This is a genomic window from Arcobacter sp. 15-2, from assembly GCF_047159865.1.
Taxonomy (GTDB): Bacteria; Campylobacterota; Campylobacteria; order Campylobacterales; family Arcobacteraceae; genus JAIOSF01.
Map to the genome: position 1 here is coordinate 2,109,103 of NZ_AP038804.1, position 23,152 is coordinate 2,132,254.

Below are 23,152 nucleotides of genomic sequence, written 5' to 3' on the forward strand. Positions count from 1 at the left end.
AAAGGAAACAGATGCAAGATTTTGTTTATTATAATCCCTCAGGAATTGATTTTCCTATAGATGAATCTGTTTTGATAGCTACAAATAAAGAAGAAATCAGCTCCTCTAATTTTCTCATATCAAATAGTTCAGAGACAAACAGTGAAGTTACAGCTAAAGAGATTGATTTTTATATTAGAAATAGTAAAGATTCTTTGCCAACAATGATAAAAACTCTTCCCCTGTTATATGAGATGTGTGCAACACAATATGACAATACAGAAGATATGGAATATTCTGCAAATATAGAAAATAAGATACTAATTATAGCTCCAAAAGAGAAAGTCTCAGAATTTATCTCACATACAGAGTCTGATGAGTTTGATTTATACGATACAACGGAAGATAAAATTCTAAAAATTTCTGGACATATTGGAAACTTGAGTGTTCTAGTTCAGTCGACAGACAAAGAGGTTCTTTTACAAGTAGATCAGATTGTATGGTTTGATGCAAAAGAGATGGGCTATGAACAAAGTGGTACAATTGACCCAAATCTATCGAGTATAGAAAAAACACTAGAAGTTTTAAGAGCAAATATTCTTGAGTATAATTATAAAAAATATATCACTTACAGTACAACATCATGTCAGTATCATGAAAGAAGAGAAGAGATTTGTTCAAAGTGTGAAGAGGTTTGTCCTACGACAGCAATAACTAAAAACGATGAATTGAAACATTTAGTATTTTCAGATATTGACTGTTTAGGTTGTGGTGGTTGCGTGAGCGTTTGTCCGACAGCTGCTATTGATTATGCTTTGTTAAATAAAGACTCAATTTATGAAATAAGTTATTTCTATAATGACAGACATCCATTAATCATACCATCAAAAATGGATATAGAGAATTTAAATGTTGATTTGAAAGAGAATGTATTACCTTTATGTATTGAGGGTGAAAAGTTTTTAGATGAAGCTTCGTTTATTACACTTACTCAAATGTCAGGTTCTCAAGTTATTTTTTATAGTGATTTTTTATCAAAAGGTACGAGTGATGCTATTGATATATTAAATGCCATTTATCAAAAAAAATATCATAAGAATGCTATTTTAGTAGCTTCAAATCAAGAAGAGTTAGAAGCCTGTATCACCGAGGTTTCTTTTATAGAAAACTCAAAATTTAATTCAAATCAAAGAAATCAAAGAAAAAGAGAAACTTTTTCATTTAGACTACAACATTTAGTTGGTGATGATGACTTAGGTACAGTAAAAACAGGTGAACATATTCACTATTCAAAAGTTGAAGTAAATGAGTCAAATTGTACTTTATGTTTATCTTGTGTAGGTGCTTGTAATGTAGATGCACTTATTGCAGATCCGAAAGATAATACTTTACGAATCAATCCAAGTTTATGTACATCATGTGGTTATTGTGAAAGCTCATGTCCTGAAAAAGATTGTTTAACAATCAAAAGAGATGAAATAGAGCTCAATCCTACTTGGTTCAAAGAACAGGTACTAGCAAAAGATACACTGTTTGCTTGTGTTGAGTGTGGAGTGGAGTTCGCTACTACTAAAGCAGTTGAAAAAATTGCAAATATATTAGGACCTGTTTTTGCATCAGATCCAGTAAAACAAAGAACACTTTATTGTTGTGAAAATTGTAAAGCAAAACTTATGATAAAACAAGGATTATTAAATGGATAATAAAAGTATCAACAGTGCAAGAGCATTTATATATAATATTTTAGCACTGTTATTTATAGAAGAACATGTAAAAAAAGATAAAAAAATACTGTTAAGTAGTTTAGAACAATTAGCCGAAAACCCTTTTGATGATGAAGTAGGGGAGATAACAAAACAGATAATTGCACTTATAAAAGATAACTCAAACAATGATTTATATGAGGAATATGAAAAATTATTTTTAATCCCTTTTGGAAATGGAATCTCACTGAGCGCTTCATGGTATCATGAAGAAAGAGAATATGGTTCTATGCTTCTTACTGTAAAAAGTATTTTAGCAAAAACAACTATACGAAAAGATGAAACACTATTTAAAGCACCAGAAGATAACTTTGGGTTTCTATTTACTCTCTCTTCATATTTAATAACTGAACAAAATAATGGAAATATCAAAGATGACTTACAAAAAGAATTATTTAAAAGAGTAATCAATTTACATTTTGAAAAATTGTATGCCAAGTTATTGGCAAGTGATACAAAAATCTATTCTTTGATAGCTGTGATTTTAGGTGATTTTTTAAGTATGGAAAGAAAATATTTAAATATTAACTAAAAAGTGTGGTGAAAGTTGCCTTAAGAGTTTACTAGAATTTTTAAGGGGGCTTTCACCCTAATATAATAAAGGAGTTAAGATGGCTGAAGAATTAGAAGCAAGACGGTCTTTTTTAAAAAGAGCAGGTATTGCAACTACAGTATTAGCGGGTTCTGTTGTAGCAGTTGCAGCTAGCACTGAAGATGAACATCGCGGACATGTTGATAACACAGGTAACGGAGTCGTTACAGGTTCATCTAACAAAAAAGAGATTTTATATAATAAAACACAAGCTTGGAATGAATTTTACAAAGCTGCAAAATAAATAAAAGGAGAAAGATATGAAACTGTTAAAAAGTTTTGGAAGAAGAAGTTTTCTAAAAATGGCTTCTCTTGCAACAGCTGTAACAGCGACATCTGCCGTAGCAAGTAGTACAAAAGTATTAAGAAGTGCGACCGAAGAAGAGATTAAAAATCCATTTCCTGGTTCAAAACTGATTAAAACTATATGTACTCACTGTTCTGTTGGATGTGGTGTTATTGCTGAAGTACACAACGGTGTATGGGTAAGACAAGAAGTAGCACAAGATCACCCTATTAGTCATGGAGGGCACTGTTGTAAAGGTGCAGATATGATTGATAAAGTAAGAGGTACAAATCGATTAAAATATCCTATTGAAAAAGCAAATGGGAAATGGAATAGATTAAACTGGGACGATGCAATGTCTAAGGTAAGTAATAAACTTTCTGAACTTAGAGAAAAATTTGGTCCAGATGCAGTACAATTTATAGGATCAGCTAAAGTAAGTAATGAGCAAGCTTTCTATATTAGAAAATTTGCAGCTATGTTTGGAACAAACAACATAGATCACCAAGCTAGAATTTGACATAGTCCAACAGTTGCCGGTGTGGCAAATACATGGGGTTATGGAGCTATGACAAATCATATAGGTGACATGCAAAACTCAAAAGCGATTATTATTTTTGGAGCAAATCCTGCTTCTAACCATCCAATTGCAATGCAGCATATTTTAAAAGCTAAAGAGCAAAATGGAGCAAAAATTATTGTTATTGATCCACGATATACAAAAACAGCAGCAAAAAGTGATGTATACTGTAGAATTAGAACAGGTACTGATATTGCATTTTTATACGGAATGATTCGACTTATTCGAGAGAATAACTGGGTTGATAAATCATTTATTGCCGATAGAGTATATGGGATGGAAGATATCTTTAAAGAGTGTGAAGAATATACACCAGAACATGTTGAAGATGTAACAGGTTGTCCTAAAGAGTTATTAATTCAGGCAACAACAGCATTTGCAACAGCAGAACCAGGATGTCTTATTTGGAATCAAGGTTGGACACAACATTCAATCGGTTCGTCTAATACAAGATTAGGTTCAATTTTACAACTTACACTAGGAAACATGGGTAAAGTTGGTGGTGGATGTAATATTTTAAGAGGACATGATAATGTACAATCATCTACAGATTTAGGATGTTTGGCAGATACATTACCAGGTTATTATGGACTAAAAGAGGGTTCATGGAAATATTTTGCAAAACAGTGGAATGTTGATTATGAATGGTTAAAAGGAAGATTTACCTCTAAAGCTATGATGGAAGCAAAAGGATTTAGTTTAGGTCTTTGGATTCATGGAGTTTTAGATAAAGAAAATGCAAAAAATAATGCAGATACACCTTTAAAAGCAATTGTGTGTATAGGAAATGGTATTTCAACTATTACACAAACACATAAGGTTAAAGAGGCTTTAGACAAACTTGATATGGTTGTATTTATAGACCCTTATGTAAATGATGCTGCCGTTATTACAAACAGAAGTGATAATATGTTTTTATTACCAGCTGCTTCACAAGTTGAAACAAGTGGTACAGTTGTAAACACAGCAAGAAGTGCACAATGGCGTTCAAAAGTTGTAGAGCCTTTATATGAGTCAAGAGCAGATCATGAGATATTATTTGATTTTGCAAAAAGACTAGGTTTTTATGATGAGTATATTGCAGGTATGGGTAAAGGTGATAAGTTTACTTGGCCAGAAGATGCTACAAACGAGATTGCAAGAAGTTTAAAAACTATTGGATATCGAGGTAGAACTGCTGAAAGAATTAAAAAACATACAGCAAATTGGCATCTGTTTGATTCTGTGTCATTAAAAGGTAAAGGTGTTACTCAAAAAGAGTACTATGGATTACCATGGCCATGTTGGAATGAAACACATCCAGGAAGTCCTGTTTTATACAATCTGAATTTACCAGTATCACAAGGTGGTATGGGATTTAGAGCAAGATTTGGAACAGAACGAAATGGGTCTGATTTACTTTCTGCTAAAGGTAGTGCACCTGTTGGTTCTAAAATCGATGGTGGATATGCTGAAGTTACTTCAAAAAATATTGAAGAGCTTACAGGTACAACTTTAACACCTGCTGAGAAAAAAGCAGTTGAGGGTAAAAACTGGAAAACTGATGATAGTGGTATCTTAGTTGATAAAGCACTAGCTGCTGGACTTGCTCCTTATGGAAATGCACGAGCTAGAACTATTGTATGGAATTTTATTGACCAAATTCCTAAACATAGAGAGCCATTACATTCATTTAGACCTGATTTAGTGAAAAGATATCCTGCGACTAAGGATCAGAAAAATCACTACAGAACAAATGTACGATATGAATCTGAACAAAATAAACAAGTTTGGGTAAAAGATTATCCTGTAAATATTGTTTCAGGAAGAATTGTTGAGCATATGGGAACAGGAACAGAAACACGAGCTTCTAAATATCTTGCAGAGTTATCTGGAGAGATGTATGGTGAGGTTCATCCAAATTTAGCTGCAAAACTTGGTATCAAAGATAACGAGATGATGTGGGTTTATGGAACAGGTGAAGGGAAAATTAAAATCAAATGTAAGCACTCTTTACGAGTAGATGAAAATTCTGTATTTTTACCACAAAACTTCTCAGGAGTTTGGAGTGGAGAAAGCTTAGAAAGTAAATATCCAGAAGGAACTGCACCTCATAGTTTTGGTGAGAGTTCAAATCAAGTTACAAGTTATGGTTATGACCAACAGACTTCTTGTCCAGAGACAAAATGTTCTTTGGTACGATTAGAAAGAGCATAGGAGAATATGATGAGTAATAAACCAGATTTTGCAAGAATGAAGTTCTATTGTGATGAAAACCTATGTATCGATTGTAATGGTTGTGTTGTAGCTTGTAAAGAGGCACATGAAGTTCCAGTTGGTGTAAATAGAAGAAAAGTTGTTACAGTAAACGAAGGTGTTGTTGGAAAAGAGATTTCAGTTTCTATGGCGTGTATGCATTGTGCAGATGCGCCATGCCAACAAGTGTGTCCAACAGATTGTTTTTATATAAGAGCAGATGGGATAGTACTTCACGATAAAGATGTATGTATCGGATGTGGGTATTGTCTTTTTGCTTGTCCATTTGGAGCGCCACAGTTTCCACAAGATGGAGCATTTGGAACTAAAGGAAAAATGGATAAATGTACAATGTGTGCAGGTGGTCCTGAAGAAACAAATTCTCATGAAGAGTTCGAAAAATACGGACAAAATAGAATCTCTGAAGGAAAAGTTCCAATGTGTGCTTCTATGTGTTCAACAAAAGCTTTACTTGTTGGAGATGCTGATGAAGTAGCTTTAATTAAAACATATAGAGCTACTACAAAAGGAAAAGGTATTGCTACTGAATCTATGGGATGGTAGGAGATAATGATGGAAAACAATAATTCGTTTTATACTAGAAATAAAGCATATATACTAACCCTAGGTGGGTTAGGTGTTGTTGGTTTTATTTTTGTTCAATATATGATGATTTTTGATTGGGCATATCTTCTAAAATTTACTTTTGATATGTTGACAGGTGGAGGTGTTGATGGAGTTGTTACTCCTTCAACATCTACATATAAGTTGATGGTTGATACTGCTTTTGGACAAAACTATGAAGCAATAGCACCTGAGATTATACGAGCAAGTAACGAAAGACAAGAGTTTATTTGGTGGGTTTTTGTTGCTGAAATTGCTATTTTTTGTGTAATGTATACAATTTATGGAAGAAAAACTGCAACTGTTACAAATCCTAATGATCAAGTTCAAGTATTTTCTTTATTTCATCGACTTGTTATATGGTTTAATGTTTTAATAATCATTACTCTTATAATAACTGGATTTAACATCACTTGGGCTCTGCGTTCAGGCGGTGGTGATTTACCTTACTTTTTACGAAGTATGCATGAAATCACAGGTATTGTTTGGTTACCGTTTTGGTTACTTTTAAGTATAATTGCATTTAAAGATGCTAAAATATTATTTAACAATAGCGCAATAAAAAAGATTGTGTTACCTGGAAAATATAAACCTATGAAGCGAATTATTTATATAGTTTTTGTGATGATGGGTGCAGGGTTATTAACAAGTGGTATTATTATTTGGTTTTTACATCCAGATGCATTTACACATGGTCAATTTATACAATTTAAAAGATTATTACTTTATACTCATTTTGGGGCAAGTGTTTTAATAATGTTTTTTTTAATGGATTTTGTATATTCTGTTTTAGTTTCAGTAAAAGGAAACTTTCAAGGTTTAATAACAGGAAAATACCCAAGAGAACATTTAGAGCAGTTAGCACCAGATGTATTAGCTGATATAGAAAATAAAAAAGGGAAATAGGATGACAAAGCCTATGAGAAGTGAAAACTTCTCTCCTTCTCATAATGAAGTTGATAAATTTTGTAAAGAGATTATCATCGAAAAAGTTTATGATGGTGGGAGTGATATACTAGAAGATTATGTTATCAAAGAAGATAAAATAGAATTTTATTTAAATGGTAAAAAGTTTTTATCTGTTATGAGTATTGCACAATACCAAGATGCCCATATAGTTGGGTTTTTATTAAGTGAAGCGGTTATTACTACTTATGATGATATAAAATCGATAAAAATAGATGAAGATGGTTTAAAAGTTCGTGTTAATGCTACAGTAAGTAAAGAGGGATTTGCAAATCTTTTTAAAGAAAAAACCCTTACTTCAGGTTGCTGTATTGGTGTGACTGGAAATGCAGAAAAAATATTTGATTGTTCGTTTATCAATACAGATTATACTGTTAAAGCTCAAGATATATTAAAGTATATGAAAGATTTTAATTCTCCAAGTGCATTGTTTGACAACACAGGTTGTGTACATAAAGCGGAACTAGTTTTAGAAGATGGAACAATTTATATAGCAGAAGATATAGGTAGACATAATGCAATAGATAAAGTTGTTGGTCGGGCATTTCTTGATAAAAAAGATATAAAAAGATCTATCTTATATGCAAGTGGAAGATTATCTATGGAGATGGTTGTAAAGTGTGTTATGCACAAGATACCAATTGTTGTGTCAAAGGCAGCAGTTACATTTCAAGGGATTAGGTCAGCTAATGAGCATGGCGTAACACTGATAGGATTTGCTAGAAATTCAAAAATGAATGTTTATACCCATTCAGGTAGAATATCATAATATGTTAAAATTAAATTCTTTACAATATTCGAAGTCAAATGATTTAGAAATTTCAAATAAATATAGTGTGAGTGCATTAAAATCAAATAAAAGTTTTGACGATTTGTGCTTACAATATTATTCTAAATTTCATTATAAATGTTTGAAAACTTTTTCTTTTTCAAAAGAGGGATTTTTAGGTTTACTTTTGGAGTTAAAAGGAAAAATAGCTGTAAGTGTTGGTGAAACACAATTTTTGATTGATGGTGCTAAAATGTACGAGTCTTTAGGATTTGAGATACAATGGGTACGATTAAATAAAGATGGAACAATAAATTTATATGATCTAAAAAATCAAGATATAGATTTCTTGTTTTTATCTTCTTATGTGATGGACACTTTTTTACAAATAGACCTAGAAAGAATTCAAAAATTTACAAAAGCAAAAATTATTTCAAATGGAACAGCCCATAGAAGTGATCAAAGCAATAGTGTATATTTTGACAATTATAAGCTTAACGGTTTTAATGTTTCTGGAGTTTTGTTATTTAATGATGATATGTTTGATTTACTACCAATTGGACAAATTGATACTATTGCATTAAAAATGTGTTTTTTAGGATTGGAAAAACAAAAAGGAAATTGTCAAGTAAAAAATATTTTGATAGAGGAGTTGTGTAAACTCTTTAGTGAAGATATTCATCTTTTTGTAGATAAACAGAAAACCTTACCAAACTCTCTACATTTTGGACTCAAAGGGATAAAAGCAAGAGAGCTTATTCGAACAATGGCATTAAGTAAAATTTATATTAGCAATGGTGAGGGGTGTTCTTTGGGACTTTCAAAACCATCACGGATTATACAAGAGATGGGATATGCAGAAGAGATGAGTAGAACAGCAATAAGTTTATCTTTTATAGATGATATCACAAAAGAGGATATCATCAATTTTACTAAAGTGCTGTATCTAAAATATCAACAAATAAAAATGTTAAGTTAGTATTTTTATTTGTGATCTTTCCTTACATCTTTACCTTTAACATATTTTTTGGTAAAAGAAAGTTATCTAACTCTTCTTGAGAAAGTAACTCTTTCTCCAAAACTAAATCGTATACTCTTTTATTACTTGCTAATGCTTCTTTTGCGATAGAAGAACAAACTTCATATCCTAAAATAGGATTTAAGTATGTGATAATGGTAATAGAGTTTAAAACATTTTCCATACAAACATCTTCATTTGCGGTGATCCCTTTCACACATTTATCAGCAAGTGCATAAAATGATCTTCGCATCATATTAATAGAGGTAAATAGTTTATATGCTATTAGAGGTTCAAAAACATTTAGCTGTAATTGTCCCCCTTCACAAGCCATAGAGATAGATGCATCAGCACCAATAACATCAAAAGCAACTTGATTTACAACTTCAGGAATGACAGGATTTACTTTCCCCGGCATAATTGAAGAACCAGGTTGTAATGGAGGTAGATTTATCTCATTAAATCCAGCACGAGGTCCTGAGCTTAAAAGTCTTAAATCATTTGAAACTTTTGACATTTTGATAACAACCCTTTTCAAAAGTCCAGATAAGTGTACAAAAACACCTGTATCTTGTGTAGCTTCAATTAAATCTCCAGTATTATCAAAGTCAACACCTGTAACTTTTCGTAGATTTTTAATAACAAGCTTTCTATAATGCTCTTTTGTATTGATACCAGTTCCAATAGCAGTTGCCCCTAAGTTTACTGATTTTAAAAGTTCTTGAGCTTCTCTTAGCCTATAAATATCTGTATCAACCATAATAGCATAGGTTTTAAACTCTTGTCCTAGAGTCATTGGTACAGCATCTTGTAGTTGAGTTCTTCCCATTTTTAGTACATCTTTGAACTCTTCAGCTTTCTCATTGTAAGCATCTCTTAAATATCGTAATGATTCTTTGAGTTTATAAATAAGATCTTGAAGTGTTATCTTAATTGCTGTTGGATAAGCATCGTTTGTACTTTGTGACATATTCACATGATTGTTTGGGTGTATTATATTATAAGCAGCTCGTGGATGACCTAAAATCTCTAAAGCTCTATTTGCAATTACTTCATTTGCATTCATATTTGTAGAAGTTCCAGCTCCACCTTGAATAGGGTCAACTATAAATTGTTCATGGAGTTTTCCATCTATAATCTCATCACAAGCTTGAACAATAGCATCTTTTTGTTCTAAAGTTAAATCTTCAAGTTCATAGTTAGTAAGAGCACACGCTTTTTTCACTTTTGCTAAAGATGTAATAAAACTTGGAAATAATGAGATATTTGTATGTGTAATATCAAAATTGTTTTTAGCTCGTAATGTTTGAATTCCATAATAAGCATGAACATCTATGTTCATCTCACCTAAAAAATCTTTCTCTATTCTAAATGCGGTTTCCATAATAGCCTCTTTTATAAATTTATATAAGTTATTGTAGTAATATTTGATTACAATTATTCTACAATACTACCTTTTTTTTGTTTTAAAAGCCCCATAAAATAAGGAACTTATAAAAAGTATTCCATATACAAAAAGTTTAATAAAATTATCAAAATTAATGAAATAAAAAAATATAGATAGTGTAATAATACCAATAATCAAAAAAGAAAATAAATCTTTATAGTTCATCAAAGAGTTCCAGTTTTTCAGTATATTTATTAATACTGCAATCACTATAAGAACTGCTAAAATTCCAATTATCCAAACTATAAACATTTTATTTTCTATTTGTATCTATTATTTTGTTAAAACTTCTTTAACAGCTTTTCCAATAAGAGCAGGGGTTGCAACAACAGTTACACCAGCTTCACTTAAAGCTTCCATTTTCTCTTTTGCTGTTCCTGTTGTACCTGAAATAATTGCTCCTGCATGACCCATTCTTTTCCCTTCAGGTGCAGTTTGTCCAGCAATAAAAGCTACAATTGGTTTTTTGATGTTATCTTTAATATATTTAGCAGCTTGTATCTCTAAATCTCCACCAATTTCACCAATCATCACAATAGCTTTTGTATCTTTATCTTCTTCAAACATCTGTAATAGTTGTTTAAATGATAACCCAATAATAGGATCTCCACCAATACCAACAGCAGTTGTGATTCCAAAACCTTCATTGCATACTTGGTTTGCACCCTCGTAAGTTAAAGTTCCTGATTTTGAAATAAGTCCAACGCTTCCTTTTTTGAAAATATTTCCAGGCATAATTCCTATTTTACATTGATCTGCACTAATGATTCCTGGACAGTTTGGTCCTATCATCATCATCCCATATTTATTTGCACACGCTTTTGCAGCTTGCATATCTAATGTAGGAGAACCTTCTGTGATAATAACAGCTAGCTTAATTCCAGCAACAGCTGCTTCCATAATCGCATCAGACACAAAAGCAGGGGGAACAAATATCATAGATGCAGTTGCTCCTGTTGCTTCGACGGCTTCAGAAACCATGTTAAATACAGGTAAGTCTAAATGTACTTGACCACCTTTATTTGGTGTAACTCCACCAACAATTTGAGTACCATAATCGATACATTGTTGTGAGTGAAAAGTTGCTTCTCTTCCTGTAAATCCTTGAACAATTACTTTTGTATTTTTATCTATTAAAATAGCCATTATTTTTTACCTTGCGAGTTATTTGCAGCTTCAACTGCTTTTTTAGCACCATCAGCCAAATCAGTTGCTGTAATGATATTGTCTATATTTGCATGTCGTAATATATCTGCTGCTTCTATAGCATTTGTTCCATCTAGTCTTACTACCACAGGTACATTTACCTCTACAGTTTTAGTAGCTTCAATGATACCATTGGCGATTCTATCACATCTTACAATTCCACCAAAAATATTGATAAATATAGCCTTGACATTTTTGTTTCTTAAAATGATTTCAAAACCTTTTGCTACTGCTTCAGGGTTGGCATTTCCCCCAACATCTAAAAAGTTTGCTGGATTTCCACCCATATAGTTAATCGTATCCATAGTACCCATAGCTAAACCTGCACCATTTACCATACAACCAATTTCACCCTCAAGAGAGATATATGAAAGACCATACAAACTAGCTTCTCTCTCATCAGCATTTTCCTCGTGAATATCTCTCATCTCTTCAAACTCAGGGTGTCGTGCCATTGCAGAATCATCAAACTGAAGTTTTGCATCAAGTGCTAAAAAACTTCCTGTTTTTGTTTTTACAAGTGGATTGATCTCTACCATTTGAACATCATTTTCTATATAAAGATTATAGAGTGCTTTTACAAAGTTTTGAAGTTTGTATTGTTCTCTTTTATCTTTGATACCTAATGCAAATACAAGTTCTCTCCCTTGATATCCTTGGTATCCAAAATCTGGGTCAATAGGGATTTTGATAATTTTTTCAGGAGATTTAGCTGCAACTGTTTCGATATCTACTCCACCCTCTTTAAGGGCTAAAATAATTGGCATCTCAATAGCTCTATCTAGCACTATACTTAAGTACAACTCATCAACAATTTTTATACCCTCTTCAACATATACTTTTCGTACAAGTTTTCCCTCAGGTCCTGTTTGGTGTGTAACAAGTGTCATTCCTAAAAGCTCTGTTGCTGCTTTTTTCACATCTGAAAGTGAGTGTACTATTTTAACTCCACCGCCAAGTCCTCTACCACCTGCGTGAATTTGAGCTTTTACTACCCAAACTTTTCCACCCAACTCTTGAGCATTTTTTAATGCTTGTGCTGGTGTATTTGCTATAAATCCTCGAGGTGCTGGTACACCATATTTGGCAAAAATTTGTTTTGCTTGGTATTCGTGTATATTCAATATATTCTCCTATATAATATGTAATGGTATCTTAGATATTTGTTCAATTTAGTGGTATGATGATGAATTGTTATTTCATTTTATATTTATAAAACGATTCATTAAGGTATTGCGCAACACTTTCTTGTTCTTCTGGAAACCAACCAATCTCTAGTTGTGAATCACAAAGTCGCACCCATGAGTTTACTTTTTCAAAATCTGTAGCTTTTTTGTTTTTTGGATCATATTTAGGTGAAATACCATGACATTTCATACAATCAGCTTCTACATATAACACTTTTCCTTCTTTTGCAAGTTGGGAAAGACCAAAAGCATTAAGTGCAAATAAAAGTGTAGTAACATATATGATAGGTTTTGAATTTGTAAAATATTTCATATAAATCCTTTTTCTTTTAATAGTGTAATTAAATAATGTTTAAAATAGTATTAAGTATCACTAGGTAACACTTCTTTTTAAATAATAATCATTGGAAAGTATATGAGAATTATAAATATGTCATAATAAAAATTCTGATACAATAATCAAAATTTTAATAAAAGGTTTAATAATGGCAAAAATTACAGAACAAGATATCATTGATAGCATAGCGGATGCCTGTCAATATATCTCATATTTTCATCCAGAGGATTTCGTAAAATCAATAGTGGAAGCTTATGAAAATGAACAATCAGAAGCTGCTAAAAATGCATTAGGTCAAATTTTAATTAACTCTAAAATGTGTGCTTTAGGTCATAGACCATTATGTCAAGATACAGGAAGTGTAAATATTTTTGTTAGAGTTGGTTTAAAAGCTGATTTAGAAATTACAAAAGAGTTAGTTGATGTATTAAATGAAGGTGTTGCAAAAGGGTATACTAATCCAGATAATACATTAAGATACTCAGTTGTTTCTGATCCTGCAGGAGCTAGAACAAATACTAAAGATAATACTCCAGCTGTTATCCATGTAACTGTTGATAATTCTGATGAAATAGATATCACTGTTGCTGCTAAAGGTGGTGGAAGCGAGAATAAATCTAAGTTTGCAGTGTTAAATCCATCAGATTCAGTTTATGACTGGGTTATGGCAAATGTAAGAGAGATGGGTGCTGGTTGGTGTCCTCCAGGTATCTTAGGTATCGGTATTGGTGGAAATCCTGAAAAAGCAATGCTTCTTGCAAAAGAATCTTTAATGGGTCATGTTGATATTCATGAGTTACAAGCAAGAGGTCCTCAAAATGCGTTAGAAGAGTTAAGATTAAGACTTTACACTGATATCAATAAAATCGGTATTGGAGCACAAGGACTTGGTGGTTTAACTACTGTTGTTGATGTTAAGATTTTAGATTATCCTTGTCATGCTGCTTCTTTACCAGTTGCTATGATTCCTAACTGTGCTGCTACTAGACATATTCACTTTAAACTTGACGGTAATGGTCCAGCTAAGTTTAAAAAACCAGATTTAGATATTTGGCCAGATATTGAATTACCATTAGATTCTATTAAAAAAGTAAATATCGAAGATTTAACAAAAGAGAACTTATCTCAATTTAAATCAGGTGATACTTTATTATTAACTGGAAAAATTTTAACTGCAAGAGATGCTGCTCATAAAAAAATCGTTGAGTACAAAAACGCTGGAAAACCACTTCCAAATGGTGTTGATTTAAAAGATAGATTTATTTACTATGTTGGACCAGTTGATCCTGTAAGAGATGAAAAAGTTGGACCTGCGGGACCTACTACATCTACAAGAATGGATAAGTTTACAAAAGATATGATGGAAATCGGTATCATGGGTATGATTGGTAAAGCTGAAAGAAAGCAACCAACAATTGACTTAATCAAAGAATATAAATCTATGTACTTAATCGCTACTGGTGGAGCTGCTTACCTTATTTCTCAATCAATCAAAGATGCAAAAGTTCTTGCATTTGAAGAGATGGGAATGGAAGCTATCTATGAGTTTGATGTAGTTGATATGCCTGTAACTGTTGCTGTTGATACAGAAGGTGTTTCTATTCATACAACAGGACCTGCTAAATGGAGAACTATTTAGTATTTATTTATAAAATAAATTAAGGTTTTAAAAAGGTTAGTGTTTTTGCACTAGCCTTTTTTATTTTAATATATATGCTAAATTAAATTATGATATACTAAATCAATAAAAGGAGATAATCATGAGTATAGATGAGATAAAAAAACTCAATCCAAAAGAAAAAATTATTCTTATGAATGAAATATGGGAAAGCTTTGAAGATACGAATGAAATTATTGAATCTCCAAATTGGCATAAAGAAGTTTTAGACGAAAGAATATCTAAGATGAAAAATAATGAAGCAAAATATATTTCACTTGATGAACTAAAAAGTAAATGAATATAAAAAATATCATTGCTTTAGAAGAAGTTTCAATTGATTTAGAAATTTCAGAAAAGTTTTATGAAAATCAAAATCAAGGACTAGGAAAATATTTTAGGGATAGTATCATATCTGATATTGAATCTTTGTGGCTTTATGCTGGAATACATAAACATGTATTTGGTTTATACCGATTATTATCAAAACGATTTCCTTATGGTATATACTATGAGATAAAAGAAAGTACAGTTATCGTAGTTGCAGTTTTAGATTTAAGACAAAATCCAAATAATATATCTATGTTAGTTTCTAATCGTGGAAGTGATGTTGAAAATTAATAAATCTATTTAATTCTCTTTTCTTAATACTACATAACCTGCTAAATTTAGAACTATTTATTATATTACTTATCTATTTAATTAATTTTAGTAAAATTTTTCATTACATTCTAAAATAATTCTTGAAAATTTATATTTTTATTATAATATAATCTTATTCTAATATTGAAAATAACTTATAGTTATTATATAATTCTCCTATAAATTAAAAGGAAGATTAAATGTCAATGTACTTATTAAAAATATTTAAAGAAGAGAAATATTTAAATGATTTTTTAAATGGAAAATTATATATGAATACTTTAAAATACTTTAAAGAAGATGAAAGGTTAGATATAGCCCGTTTGGACAGATGTGAGACTATAGTAGAAAACTTTAAACCTAATTATTTACAAATTGAAACTTTTGTAGTTCCAAAAGACGAATTATGTATGATGACAAAAGTTACTAAGAAATATGATTTGTGTAATATTTTTTGTATGCTGTCTATATGGAAAGAATATGAAGAAGAAAAAATTTCACTTGATGAAAAAAACAAAGAATTTGGAAATTATTGTATTGTAATTACTAACTTCACTGAGTTTTTAAAAAGAATAGATAATGCAACTAATTTGAAAAATATTGAAAAAAGTGACTATAGTAAAATTGACTATATAGACAAAAATAAAAAAAATAAAATAAAAGAAAATATGATTCCCTTTACTAAATTTGATAACTTTAGTTATCAAAGAGAATTTAGAATTGCAATAAATACAAAAAGAAATGTTAATAAGCCTTTTATTCTTGACATTGGAGATTTAAGGGATATTGCTGTTGCAACTACTTATGATAAAATTGAAATTATAAATAATAATTATTATCAATATTAAGAACAAATTTGTTACAATTTTTATAAAGGAAACAATAATGAATTTTAGAATAGAAAAAGATACAATGGGTGAAATAAAAGTTCCAAATGATAAATATTGGGCAGCTCAAACACAAAGAAGTGTAGAAAATTTTCCAATCGGAAATGAAAAAATGCCACAAGAAGTAGTAGAAGGTTTTGCTTATCTAAAAAAAGCTTGTGCTATTGTAAATAATAAACTAAATAGACTTGATGATACAAAATGTGGAGCTATCTCTACTGCTTGTGAAGAAGTAGTTGCTGGTAAACTTGATGGAAACTTTCCACTTGTAGTTTGGCAAACAGGTTCAGGAACTCAGTCAAATATGAATATGAATGAAGTAGTGGCTAATAGAGCTACTGAAATTTTAGGTGATGATTTTAGAATTACTAAAACAATACATCCTAATGATGATGTAAATAAAGGACAAAGTTCAAACGATACTTATCCAACTGCTATGCGAGTAGCTTTTGTATTAGAATTAGAAAAACAACTAATTCCTTCTATCAAAATTTTAAAATCTACATTTGAATCAAAAGTAAAAGAGTTTGAAAATGTTGTAAAGATAGGGCGAACACATCTTCAAGATGCAACTCCATTAACACTTGGACAAGCTTTGAGTGCTTATGTTGAGATGTTAGACAATGGGCTTAAACAAATTGATGATTCTATAAAATATATTTTAGAGTTAGCTATAGGTGGAACTGCTGTAGGAACAGGATTAAATTCTCATCCTAATTTTTCACCAATGGTTAGTGATGTTTTAAATGAGATTACTGGAACTTCATATACTTTTAAATCACACCCAAATAAATTCCATGCTTTAACTTCACATGATGGTGAAGTTGTTTTAAGTGGAGCTCTAAATGCACTGGCTTCAAATCTTATGAAAATAGCAAATGATGTGAGGTGGCTAAGTTCAGGTCCTAGATGTGGAATAGGGGAGCTGAATATTCCTGCAAATGAACCAGGTAGTTCTATCATGCCAGGAAAAGTAAATCCTACACAAAGTGAAGCTATGACTATGGTAGCTGTTCAAGTGATGGGAAATCATACAACAGTATCAGTAAGTGCTAGTCAAGGAAATTTTGAACTCAATGTTTTTAAACCCGTAATTGCTTATAATATTTTACAATCTATAAAACTATTGAGTGATACAATGCTTGCATTTAATGATAAATGTGCCGTAGGTATAGAAGCTAATGAAAAAAATATCACAAAATATTTAAATGATTCTTTGATGCTTGTAACAGCATTAAATCCATATATAGGATATGAAAAAGCAGCATTGATAGCTAAAACAGCTCATAAAAATGGTACTACATTAAAAGAGGAAGCTGTTGCATTGGATATATTAAGTGCAGAAGATTTTGACAAATATGTTAAACCAGAAGAGATGATTACACCAAAAGCATAATTGCTTTTGGTTTTATTCTAATTGTTGTTAACTGAAAAAGTTATTATCTTTTAAAATATCAATACCACTTTGTATAGTATTTACAGAGTCATCAAATTTACTTTTTAACTCTTCATCCATATCTATTTCTATGATTTTTTCAACACCATTTTTCCCTAAAACAACTGGAACACCAACTGTTACATCAGAGTAACCATATTCGTTATTTAATAATACCGATGATGGCATTACAATTTTATTGTCATCTAAAATAGCTTGAACCATAACAGCAATTCCTCTTGCTGGTGCATAGTATGCTGAAGTACCAAGATGTTTTACTATAGCAGCACCACCATTTTTAGTTCTGTGAATAATATCTTTCATATTTTCTTTAGAGATTAGAGATTCTAAGTGCACTCCGCCTATGTTTGAAAGATTTGTACAAGGGATCATATTTTCACCATGATCACCTATTACCATAGCTTTTATACCACTACAACCATAATTTGTAAATTTGTTTATCTCATAAGCCATTCTTGAACTATCTAAAGCCCCAGCCATTCCGATGATTCTATTAGACTCCCATGAGGTGAGTTTATGAATCACATAAGTCATCACATCAAGTGGATTTGCAACACAAATAATTTTTGCATTTGGTGAATATTTTTCAATTTTACTTATCACATCTTTAATAATTTTTGCATTTATCATAAGTAAATCTTCTCTTGTCATACCATCTTTTCTAGGAACTCCTGCTGTAATAACTACAACTTCACAGTCCTCTAAATCACTGGCATCTTTTGCACCTGTGATTTTAGTAACTTTTGTAGAGTATATTGTAGATTGTTCGATATCTATAGCTTTACCAATTGCTATATCTTGATTGATATCATAGAGTACTATCTCATCACAAGTTCCCATCATACCCAATGTATATGCAGTTGTAGCTCCAACTGCACCAGCGCCTATTATTCCTACTTTTCTATTTGACATATAATCTACTTTATCTATGATTTTTATTGATTTTATATAAACTCTTCTTAAAAGTTATTTAAGTAAAATTCATCTTATGAAGAGAAGAATTATATGCCAAAGATGTAAACATTATTATGTGACTTGGGAAAAAAACAAACCTCATGGGTGTAGAGCTTATGGTTTTAAATCACAGCAGATACCCTCTGTTGTAGTTAAACAAAGTAGTGGTAGTGATTGTAATTTTTATGAAGATAAAAGAGCAACTAATTAAGTAGTAAGTTAAAAGATAATATCATATATTTTAAATACTAAAATTTATAATATATTAGATGTAATATCAGGAGATAAAATTGTTATATGAAGAATTAAAAGCAACTGTAAAAAACTTAGGTTTTTCTACTATAGAAAGTTTTGCAAATTATGTAGGTGTTACACCAACTGATGTATTAAAATGGGAAGAAAAAGATGAAATTCCATATACAATTATATTAATTGTTCATTTATTACAAGGGGAACAAGATGTTCCTAGTGAAAATAATTCTTTGGACTTACTTGTTGAAGAGTGTTTGCCATTGGCTGAACTTCTTGAAGAGTCATCAAGTTTTCCTCACAAGCTTGAAGAGATGTTTGTATTACAAAAAAAACTTAATGATGATACAAATGGAGTAAACTGGGAGCTTGGAATCAACAAGTTTGAAAAAGAGATTAATTGGTTACGATGTATTCATATGGAAGTATCTGAACTTATAGATTCAACTCCTTGGAAACACTGGAAAAATATCTCTGCGCAACCAGATTTCAATAATATTCACATCGAACTTGTAGATGTATGGCATTTTTTAATGAGTTATATTTTACAAGAAACAAATATTCCAAAAGCTGTATCTTTAGTAAATACACACTGTATTTATGAATCGTTAGAGATGAGTGAAGTAGATACAAAAATAATAGTAAAAGAAGCCGAAAAGTTATCTTATATTGCATTTGCTATTGAAACAGGAAATATGCCTGCATTTAGTGGAGTTGAGCGATTTATCGATCAGTTTTTTAGATGTTGTAAACTTTCAGGTCTTAGTTTTACTTGGTTGCAAAAACTGTATATTGGTAAAAATGCACTCAATAAATTTAGACAAGACAATGGATACAAAGAGGGTACATATATCAAAACTTGGAATGGTGATGAAGATAATGTAGTGATGATTTCAGTACTAGAATCAGAAGATGATATTTCATTTGATGCAGTGTATAAAGAACTTTCAAATAGATATAAAAAACTAACTAAGTAAATTTAAGTTAGTTTGAATACAAATAATAACTCATAATCACAAATAGATACCTAATCCCTTTTGAAATAAGGGTTAGGTATATAAATTTCTTAAAATCATATCGTAACATACCTGCCACAATTGTTATAGGATCGCCTATAATTGGAACCCATGAAAATAGTAAAGTATAAGCTCCATATTTATCAAAAACTCTTTTTGTTTTAATCACTTTTTCTTTTTTAAGAATTTTTTTTCTTGCTAAAAACTTTTCACCTTTAAACCCAATATAATAATTTACAATAGAACCTAATGTATTTCCAAGTGTTGCAGTCAAGAATAAAATATATACATTTAAATTAATTGATAAATCATATAAAAGCAACGCTTCACTTCCCAAAGGAAATACTGTTGCTGAGAGAAATGCAATAAAAAATAGATATAAATAGTTCATGAGGAATAATAGCTAAAAACTAATAAATTCTTAAGTACTATAGTCATATAATAAAGTATAATATATAAAAAAAGGTTAGCTAATGTTTAGAACAATTATGTTGTCAATGTTTTTACTTGTAAATCTTCAAGCTTCAATAAATGACAGAGATAATGATTTAGTGCCAAATAGTATTGATAAATGTCCAAATACTCCTGAGGGTGTTTTTGTTACTCGTGATGGTTGTATTCAAGAGATAAAAAAGATAGTTTATTTTGAACATGGATTATCAGATATAGATTATGAAGATATTTTACTATTAAAGCAAACATCAGAACTTATCAACGAAACAACAGGATATAAAGTTCATATCTCAGGACATACTGATTCTGTTTCTGATGCTCAATTTAATATGAGACTTTCAAAAAAACGAGCAATAGCTGTAAAAAATATACTTTTAAAAAATAAAGTTGAACCTACAAGAATAGAAACAAAGTGGTATGGTGAAACCCAACCAACCTCTTCAAATATCACAGTTGAAGGTAGGCGTGATAATCGAAGAGTAACAATAATATTAAAATAAAGGTAAAAAATGTCACTACTTAAAGCTCCCATAAATACTCCTGTATGGATCGATATTACAAGATGTAAAGCTTGTGATATTTGTGTGTCAGCTTGTCCAGCTGGTGTGTTGTCTATGCGTCAAGAACCCTCTTCAACTTTAGGTGCTATTATTGATATTATTGCACTTGATTCTTGTATTGGGTGTGGTGAATGTGAACTTCACTGTCCTGATTTTGCCATTCATGTAGCTGATAAAAAGTCCGATGCAATAAGTTTTGCCAAATTAACTCCTGAATCAAAACAAAGAGCCGAAGCAATCAGAGATAATAATTATAGATTACCTACAAACTATGAAAAATAAGGAGAATACTTCAATGCAAACAAGAGAGATGATTTCTACAGGAAATCAATTAGCCGCAGTTGCAGCGGTTGACGCAGGGTGTAAATATTTTGCAGGATATCCTTTGACACCATCAAGTGAAATTATGCATACTCTTTCTGATTTATTACCTCAGACAGGTGGAGTTTCTATGCAAATGGAAGATGAAATAGCAAGTATTTGTAGTGTTATTGGAGCTTCTATGAGTGGAAAACGAGCAATGACAGCAACATCTGGACCAGGACTTTCTCTCAAAGCAGAAAATTTAGGATTAGCCCATATGGCTGAAGTGCCATTGGTATGTGTAGATGTTATGAGAGGAGGTCCTTCAACAGGGCTTCCTACAAGAGTAGCTCAAGGAGATGTTTCTCAAGTCAAACATCCCTCTCATGGAGACTTGAAGTCGATAACTGTTTCCCCTGGAAATCTGCTTGAGTGTTATACACAAGTTGCTCGTGCTTTTAATTTAGCTGATAGATTTATGCAACCTGTATTTGTAATTATGGATGAAACTTTAGGGCATATGCATGGAAAAGCGATGATTCCACTAGAGGAACAAACCAAGAGTGAAATTAAATTGCGAAAACAATTTGAGGGGAAGCCTGAAGAGTATTTTCCTTATGGAGTAGCACAAGATCAACCAGCTGTTTTAAATACTATGTTTAAAGGATATAGATACCATTTTACAGGTCTACACCATGATAAGCAAGGCTTTCCTACAGAAAATATGGATACTTGTACGCTACTTATGGAAAGACTTTTTAATAAAGTAGAACAACATGAAGATGAACTAGAAGCGTATGAAGAGTATATGCTAGAAGATGCAGAAGTTTTAATCATCGCGTACGGTTCAGTTTCTTTATCAGTAAAAGAAGCTATCAGACACTTACGAAATGAAAATATTAAAGTAGGGCTTTTTAGACCAATAACACTATGGCCATCACCTTCAAATAAAATAAAAGAATATACAGACAAAATCGAAAAAGTTTTATGTATTGAGTTAAATATGGGACAATATTTTCATGAGATACAAAGAGTTTCTAGTCGACTTGATATAGATGGACTATTTAAAGTAAATGGTAGAGCTATCTCACCACATGAAATAATAGAAAAAGTAAAAGGGTTATAATATGGCATTTGATTATCAAAAATATTTAAGAGTAAATAAAATGCCTACACTGTGGTGTTGGGGTTGTGGTGATGGTGTTATTTTAAAAGCAGTTGTAAGAGCAATTGAACAAATGGGTTGGAATCAAGATGATGTTTGTGTGGTATCAGGAATAGGGTGTTCTGGAAGATTTTCGTCATATTTAGATTTTAATACAATTCACACAACACACGGTAGAACAGTAGCGTATGCAACAGGTGTAAAGATGGCAAACCCAGATAAACATGTGATATGTGTAGCTGGTGATGGTGATGCTTTGGCAATTGGTGGAAATCACACTATTCATGGGTGTAGAAGAAATATTGATATACATATGATTGTTATCAATAATTTTATTTATGGATTAACAAATTCACAAACAAGCCCAACAACACCACAAGGGATGTGGACAGTTTCACAAAAAGCTGGAAATATTGATCCTACTTTCAATGCTTGTAATTTAGCTATTGCAGCTGGGGCTTCATTTGTAGGGAGAGAAGCTGTAACTGATCCAAAAAAACTAGAAAAGCTTTTAGTAAAAGGTTTCTCACATAAAGGTTTTAGTTTTATGGAGGTTCTTTCAAATTGTCATATAAATCTAGGTAGAAAAAATAAAATGGTAACAGCAAGAGAAAACCTTGACTGGATCGATTCTATTACCATGGGCAAAATGAAGTTTGAAAAACTCAATGATGATGAAAAATTAAACTATTTACCTACGGGTGTTTTAAAAGAAAATACAGAAGCTCGTGAATATTCTGAAATGTACCAAGAGATACAAGCGGTGCACCAAGGTCAAAGAGCAACAATCACTCAAAATGATTTTGAAAAAAAGATATAAG

General features: G+C 31.2%; 25 protein-coding genes. 19 read left to right on the forward strand and 6 right to left on the reverse strand.

Translation table 11 applies throughout. From position 1 onward, the window contains the following. Positions 1–11: 11 nt before the first annotated feature. The 8 genes from ACMCMH_RS10580 (at position 12) to ACMCMH_RS10615 (ending at position 8,773) form a co-directional block, all read left to right on the forward strand. Positions 12–1,682, forward strand: a complete 1,671-nt coding sequence (locus ACMCMH_RS10580) for a 4Fe-4S binding protein (protein WP_412725363.1) — start codon at positions 12–14, stop codon at positions 1,680–1,682. Then, positions 1,675–2,274, forward strand: a complete 600-nt coding sequence (locus ACMCMH_RS10585; protein WP_412725365.1) for a molecular chaperone — start codon at positions 1,675–1,677, stop codon at positions 2,272–2,274. The genes ACMCMH_RS10580 and ACMCMH_RS10585 overlap by 8 nt, the downstream gene beginning before the upstream one ends. Before the next feature lie 79 nt (positions 2,275–2,353). Then, positions 2,354–2,578: a formate dehydrogenase gene (locus tag ACMCMH_RS10590; protein WP_412725367.1), complete on the forward strand. Its 225-nt coding sequence runs from the start codon at positions 2,354–2,356 to the stop codon at positions 2,576–2,578. 16 nt (positions 2,579–2,594) lie between these two features. Beyond that, a complete protein-coding gene (locus tag ACMCMH_RS10595) occupies positions 2,595–5,396 on the forward strand; it encodes a molybdopterin-dependent oxidoreductase (RefSeq protein ID WP_412725369.1) in 2,802 nt (933 codons plus the stop codon). A gap of 9 nt (positions 5,397–5,405) precedes the next feature. Next, positions 5,406–5,999 (forward strand): formate dehydrogenase FDH3 subunit beta, encoded by a 594-nt coding sequence (gene fdh3B, locus ACMCMH_RS10600; RefSeq protein ID WP_412725371.1) that lies wholly within the window; start codon positions 5,406–5,408, stop codon positions 5,997–5,999. Positions 6,000–6,008: 9 nt separating this feature from the next. Beyond that, entirely contained in the window at positions 6,009–6,965 is a 957-nt protein-coding gene (locus ACMCMH_RS10605; RefSeq protein ID WP_412725373.1) for a cytochrome b/b6 domain-containing protein, read from the forward strand. Between the two features lies 1 nt (position 6,966). Beyond that, positions 6,967–7,794, forward strand: a complete 828-nt coding sequence (gene fdhD, locus ACMCMH_RS10610; protein ID WP_412725375.1) for a formate dehydrogenase accessory sulfurtransferase FdhD — start codon at positions 6,967–6,969, stop codon at positions 7,792–7,794. A gap of 1 nt (position 7,795) precedes the next feature. Further along, the gene (locus ACMCMH_RS10615; RefSeq protein WP_412725377.1) at positions 7,796–8,773 is read left to right on the forward strand and encodes a cysteine desulfurase; all 978 of its coding nucleotides are present in this window, start codon (positions 7,796–7,798) and stop codon (positions 8,771–8,773) included. A 22-nt stretch (positions 8,774–8,795) separates the two neighbouring features. Here the strand turns inward: ACMCMH_RS10615 and aspA are convergent, their stop codons facing one another. The 4 genes from aspA to ACMCMH_RS10635 form a co-directional block, all read right to left on the reverse strand. Then, the gene (aspA, locus tag ACMCMH_RS10620; RefSeq protein WP_412725379.1) at positions 8,796–10,196 is read right to left on the reverse strand and encodes an aspartate ammonia-lyase; all 1,401 of its coding nucleotides are present in this window, start codon (positions 10,194–10,196) and stop codon (positions 8,796–8,798) included. Positions 10,197–10,532: 336 nt separating this feature from the next. Further along, on the reverse strand, positions 10,533–11,405 hold the full coding sequence (gene sucD / locus ACMCMH_RS10625; protein WP_412725381.1) for a succinate--CoA ligase subunit alpha: 873 nt from the start codon (positions 11,403–11,405) through the stop codon (positions 10,533–10,535). Then, complete coding sequence (sucC, locus tag ACMCMH_RS10630; RefSeq protein ID WP_412725383.1) at positions 11,405–12,589, reverse strand: ADP-forming succinate--CoA ligase subunit beta; 1,185 nt, start codon at positions 12,587–12,589, stop codon at positions 11,405–11,407. The genes sucD and sucC overlap by 1 nt, the downstream gene beginning before the upstream one ends. Positions 12,590–12,659: 70 nt before the next feature. Then, positions 12,660–12,965 carry a hypothetical protein gene (locus ACMCMH_RS10635; RefSeq protein ID WP_412725385.1) on the reverse strand — a complete coding sequence of 102 codons (306 nt, stop codon included), beginning with the start codon at positions 12,963–12,965 and terminating at the stop codon, positions 12,660–12,662. Between the two features lie 172 nt (positions 12,966–13,137). Here ACMCMH_RS10635 and ACMCMH_RS10640 point away from each other — a divergent pair, with 172 nt between their 5' ends. The 5 genes from ACMCMH_RS10640 (at position 13,138) to fumC (ending at position 17,571) form a co-directional block, all read left to right on the forward strand. After that, entirely contained in the window at positions 13,138–14,628 is a 1,491-nt protein-coding gene (locus ACMCMH_RS10640) for a fumarate hydratase (protein WP_412725387.1), read from the forward strand. Between the two features lie 121 nt (positions 14,629–14,749). After that, on the forward strand, positions 14,750–14,947 hold the full coding sequence (locus tag ACMCMH_RS10645) for an addiction module protein (protein ID WP_412725389.1): 198 nt from the start codon (positions 14,750–14,752) through the stop codon (positions 14,945–14,947). Then, positions 14,944–15,267, forward strand: coding sequence for a type II toxin-antitoxin system RelE/ParE family toxin (locus ACMCMH_RS10650; RefSeq protein WP_412725391.1), 324 nt, complete (start codon positions 14,944–14,946; stop codon positions 15,265–15,267). Before ACMCMH_RS10645 ends, ACMCMH_RS10650 begins: the two co-directional genes overlap by 4 nt. Positions 15,268–15,488: 221 nt before the next feature. Further along, positions 15,489–16,136: a hypothetical protein gene (locus ACMCMH_RS10655; RefSeq protein ID WP_412725393.1), complete on the forward strand. Its 648-nt coding sequence runs from the start codon at positions 15,489–15,491 to the stop codon at positions 16,134–16,136. A gap of 37 nt (positions 16,137–16,173) precedes the next feature. Beyond that, on the forward strand, positions 16,174–17,571 hold the full coding sequence (gene fumC, locus ACMCMH_RS10660; RefSeq protein WP_412725395.1) for a class II fumarate hydratase: 1,398 nt from the start codon (positions 16,174–16,176) through the stop codon (positions 17,569–17,571). Between the two features lie 27 nt (positions 17,572–17,598). On the opposite strand, the gene ACMCMH_RS10665 is transcribed toward fumC, so the two are convergent. Next, positions 17,599–18,543, reverse strand: coding sequence for a malate dehydrogenase (locus tag ACMCMH_RS10665; RefSeq protein ID WP_412725397.1), 945 nt, complete (start codon positions 18,541–18,543; stop codon positions 17,599–17,601). A 76-nt stretch (positions 18,544–18,619) separates the two neighbouring features. Here ACMCMH_RS10665 and ACMCMH_RS10670 point away from each other — a divergent pair, with 76 nt between their 5' ends. Both ACMCMH_RS10670 and ACMCMH_RS10675 read left to right on the forward strand, forming a co-directional pair. Next, positions 18,620–18,796 carry a uracil-DNA glycosylase gene (locus ACMCMH_RS10670; protein WP_412725399.1) on the forward strand — a complete coding sequence of 59 codons (177 nt, stop codon included), beginning with the start codon at positions 18,620–18,622 and terminating at the stop codon, positions 18,794–18,796. A 79-nt stretch (positions 18,797–18,875) separates the two neighbouring features. Next, on the forward strand, positions 18,876–19,811 hold the full coding sequence (locus ACMCMH_RS10675; RefSeq protein ID WP_412725401.1) for a dUTP diphosphatase: 936 nt from the start codon (positions 18,876–18,878) through the stop codon (positions 19,809–19,811). A 7-nt stretch (positions 19,812–19,818) separates the two neighbouring features. Here ACMCMH_RS10675 and ACMCMH_RS10680 read toward each other — a convergent pair whose 3' ends face one another. Then, on the reverse strand, positions 19,819–20,241 hold the full coding sequence (locus ACMCMH_RS10680; protein ID WP_412725403.1) for a YqaA family protein: 423 nt from the start codon (positions 20,239–20,241) through the stop codon (positions 19,819–19,821). Positions 20,242–20,323: 82 nt separating this feature from the next. Between ACMCMH_RS10680 and ACMCMH_RS10685 the strand changes: the two genes are divergently transcribed. From ACMCMH_RS10685 to ACMCMH_RS10700, 4 genes are read left to right on the forward strand one after another with little or no spacing between them, the layout of a single operon-like run. After that, entirely contained in the window at positions 20,324–20,803 is a 480-nt protein-coding gene (locus ACMCMH_RS10685) for an OmpA family protein (RefSeq protein ID WP_412725405.1), read from the forward strand. A gap of 9 nt (positions 20,804–20,812) precedes the next feature. Next, the gene (locus ACMCMH_RS10690) at positions 20,813–21,145 is read left to right on the forward strand and encodes a 4Fe-4S dicluster domain-containing protein (RefSeq protein ID WP_412725407.1); all 333 of its coding nucleotides are present in this window, start codon (positions 20,813–20,815) and stop codon (positions 21,143–21,145) included. A gap of 13 nt (positions 21,146–21,158) precedes the next feature. Next, positions 21,159–22,292, forward strand: coding sequence for a 2-oxoglutarate synthase subunit alpha (locus ACMCMH_RS10695; protein ID WP_412725409.1), 1,134 nt, complete (start codon positions 21,159–21,161; stop codon positions 22,290–22,292). A gap of 1 nt (position 22,293) precedes the next feature. Continuing rightward, positions 22,294–23,151 carry a 2-oxoglutarate ferredoxin oxidoreductase subunit beta gene (locus ACMCMH_RS10700; protein WP_412725411.1) on the forward strand — a complete coding sequence of 286 codons (858 nt, stop codon included), beginning with the start codon at positions 22,294–22,296 and terminating at the stop codon, positions 23,149–23,151. Position 23,152: the final 1 nt, after the last annotated feature.

What these genes read in the sequence shown, in the direction of transcription:
- ACMCMH_RS10605 (WP_412725373.1), top strand. Translation starts at nt 6,009, where the DNA reads ATGGAAAACAATAATTCGTTTTATACTAGAAATAAAGCATATATACTA.
- ACMCMH_RS10695 (WP_412725409.1), top strand. Translation starts at nt 21,159, where the DNA reads ATGCAAACAAGAGAGATGATTTCTACAGGAAATCAATTAGCCGCAGTT.
- ACMCMH_RS10690 (WP_412725407.1), top strand. Translation starts at nt 20,813, where the DNA reads ATGTCACTACTTAAAGCTCCCATAAATACTCCTGTATGGATCGATATT.
- fdhD (WP_412725375.1), top strand. Translation starts at nt 6,967, where the DNA reads ATGACAAAGCCTATGAGAAGTGAAAACTTCTCTCCTTCTCATAATGAA.
- ACMCMH_RS10655 (WP_412725393.1), top strand. Translation starts at nt 15,489, where the DNA reads ATGTCAATGTACTTATTAAAAATATTTAAAGAAGAGAAATATTTAAAT.
- ACMCMH_RS10670 (WP_412725399.1), top strand. Translation starts at nt 18,620, where the DNA reads ATGAAGAGAAGAATTATATGCCAAAGATGTAAACATTATTATGTGACT.
- sucD (WP_412725381.1), bottom strand. Translation starts at nt 11,405, where the DNA reads ATGGCTATTTTAATAGATAAAAATACAAAAGTAATTGTTCAAGGATTT.
- ACMCMH_RS10635 (WP_412725385.1), bottom strand. Translation starts at nt 12,965, where the DNA reads ATGAAATATTTTACAAATTCAAAACCTATCATATATGTTACTACACTT.
- ACMCMH_RS10700 (WP_412725411.1), top strand. Translation starts at nt 22,294, where the DNA reads ATGGCATTTGATTATCAAAAATATTTAAGAGTAAATAAAATGCCTACA.
- aspA (WP_412725379.1), bottom strand. Translation starts at nt 10,196, where the DNA reads ATGGAAACCGCATTTAGAATAGAGAAAGATTTTTTAGGTGAGATGAAC.
- ACMCMH_RS10680 (WP_412725403.1), bottom strand. Translation starts at nt 20,241, where the DNA reads ATGAACTATTTATATCTATTTTTTATTGCATTTCTCTCAGCAACAGTA.
- ACMCMH_RS10640 (WP_412725387.1), top strand. Translation starts at nt 13,138, where the DNA reads ATGGCAAAAATTACAGAACAAGATATCATTGATAGCATAGCGGATGCC.
- ACMCMH_RS10650 (WP_412725391.1), top strand. Translation starts at nt 14,944, where the DNA reads ATGAATATAAAAAATATCATTGCTTTAGAAGAAGTTTCAATTGATTTA.
- ACMCMH_RS10615 (WP_412725377.1), top strand. Translation starts at nt 7,796, where the DNA reads ATGTTAAAATTAAATTCTTTACAATATTCGAAGTCAAATGATTTAGAA.
- fumC (WP_412725395.1), top strand. Translation starts at nt 16,174, where the DNA reads ATGAATTTTAGAATAGAAAAAGATACAATGGGTGAAATAAAAGTTCCA.
- ACMCMH_RS10585 (WP_412725365.1), top strand. Translation starts at nt 1,675, where the DNA reads ATGGATAATAAAAGTATCAACAGTGCAAGAGCATTTATATATAATATT.
- ACMCMH_RS10685 (WP_412725405.1), top strand. Translation starts at nt 20,324, where the DNA reads ATGTTTAGAACAATTATGTTGTCAATGTTTTTACTTGTAAATCTTCAA.
- fdh3B (WP_412725371.1), top strand. Translation starts at nt 5,406, where the DNA reads ATGAGTAATAAACCAGATTTTGCAAGAATGAAGTTCTATTGTGATGAA.
- ACMCMH_RS10580 (WP_412725363.1), top strand. Translation starts at nt 12, where the DNA reads ATGCAAGATTTTGTTTATTATAATCCCTCAGGAATTGATTTTCCTATA.
- ACMCMH_RS10665 (WP_412725397.1), bottom strand. Translation starts at nt 18,543, where the DNA reads ATGTCAAATAGAAAAGTAGGAATAATAGGCGCTGGTGCAGTTGGAGCT.
- ACMCMH_RS10590 (WP_412725367.1), top strand. Translation starts at nt 2,354, where the DNA reads ATGGCTGAAGAATTAGAAGCAAGACGGTCTTTTTTAAAAAGAGCAGGT.
- ACMCMH_RS10645 (WP_412725389.1), top strand. Translation starts at nt 14,750, where the DNA reads ATGAGTATAGATGAGATAAAAAAACTCAATCCAAAAGAAAAAATTATT.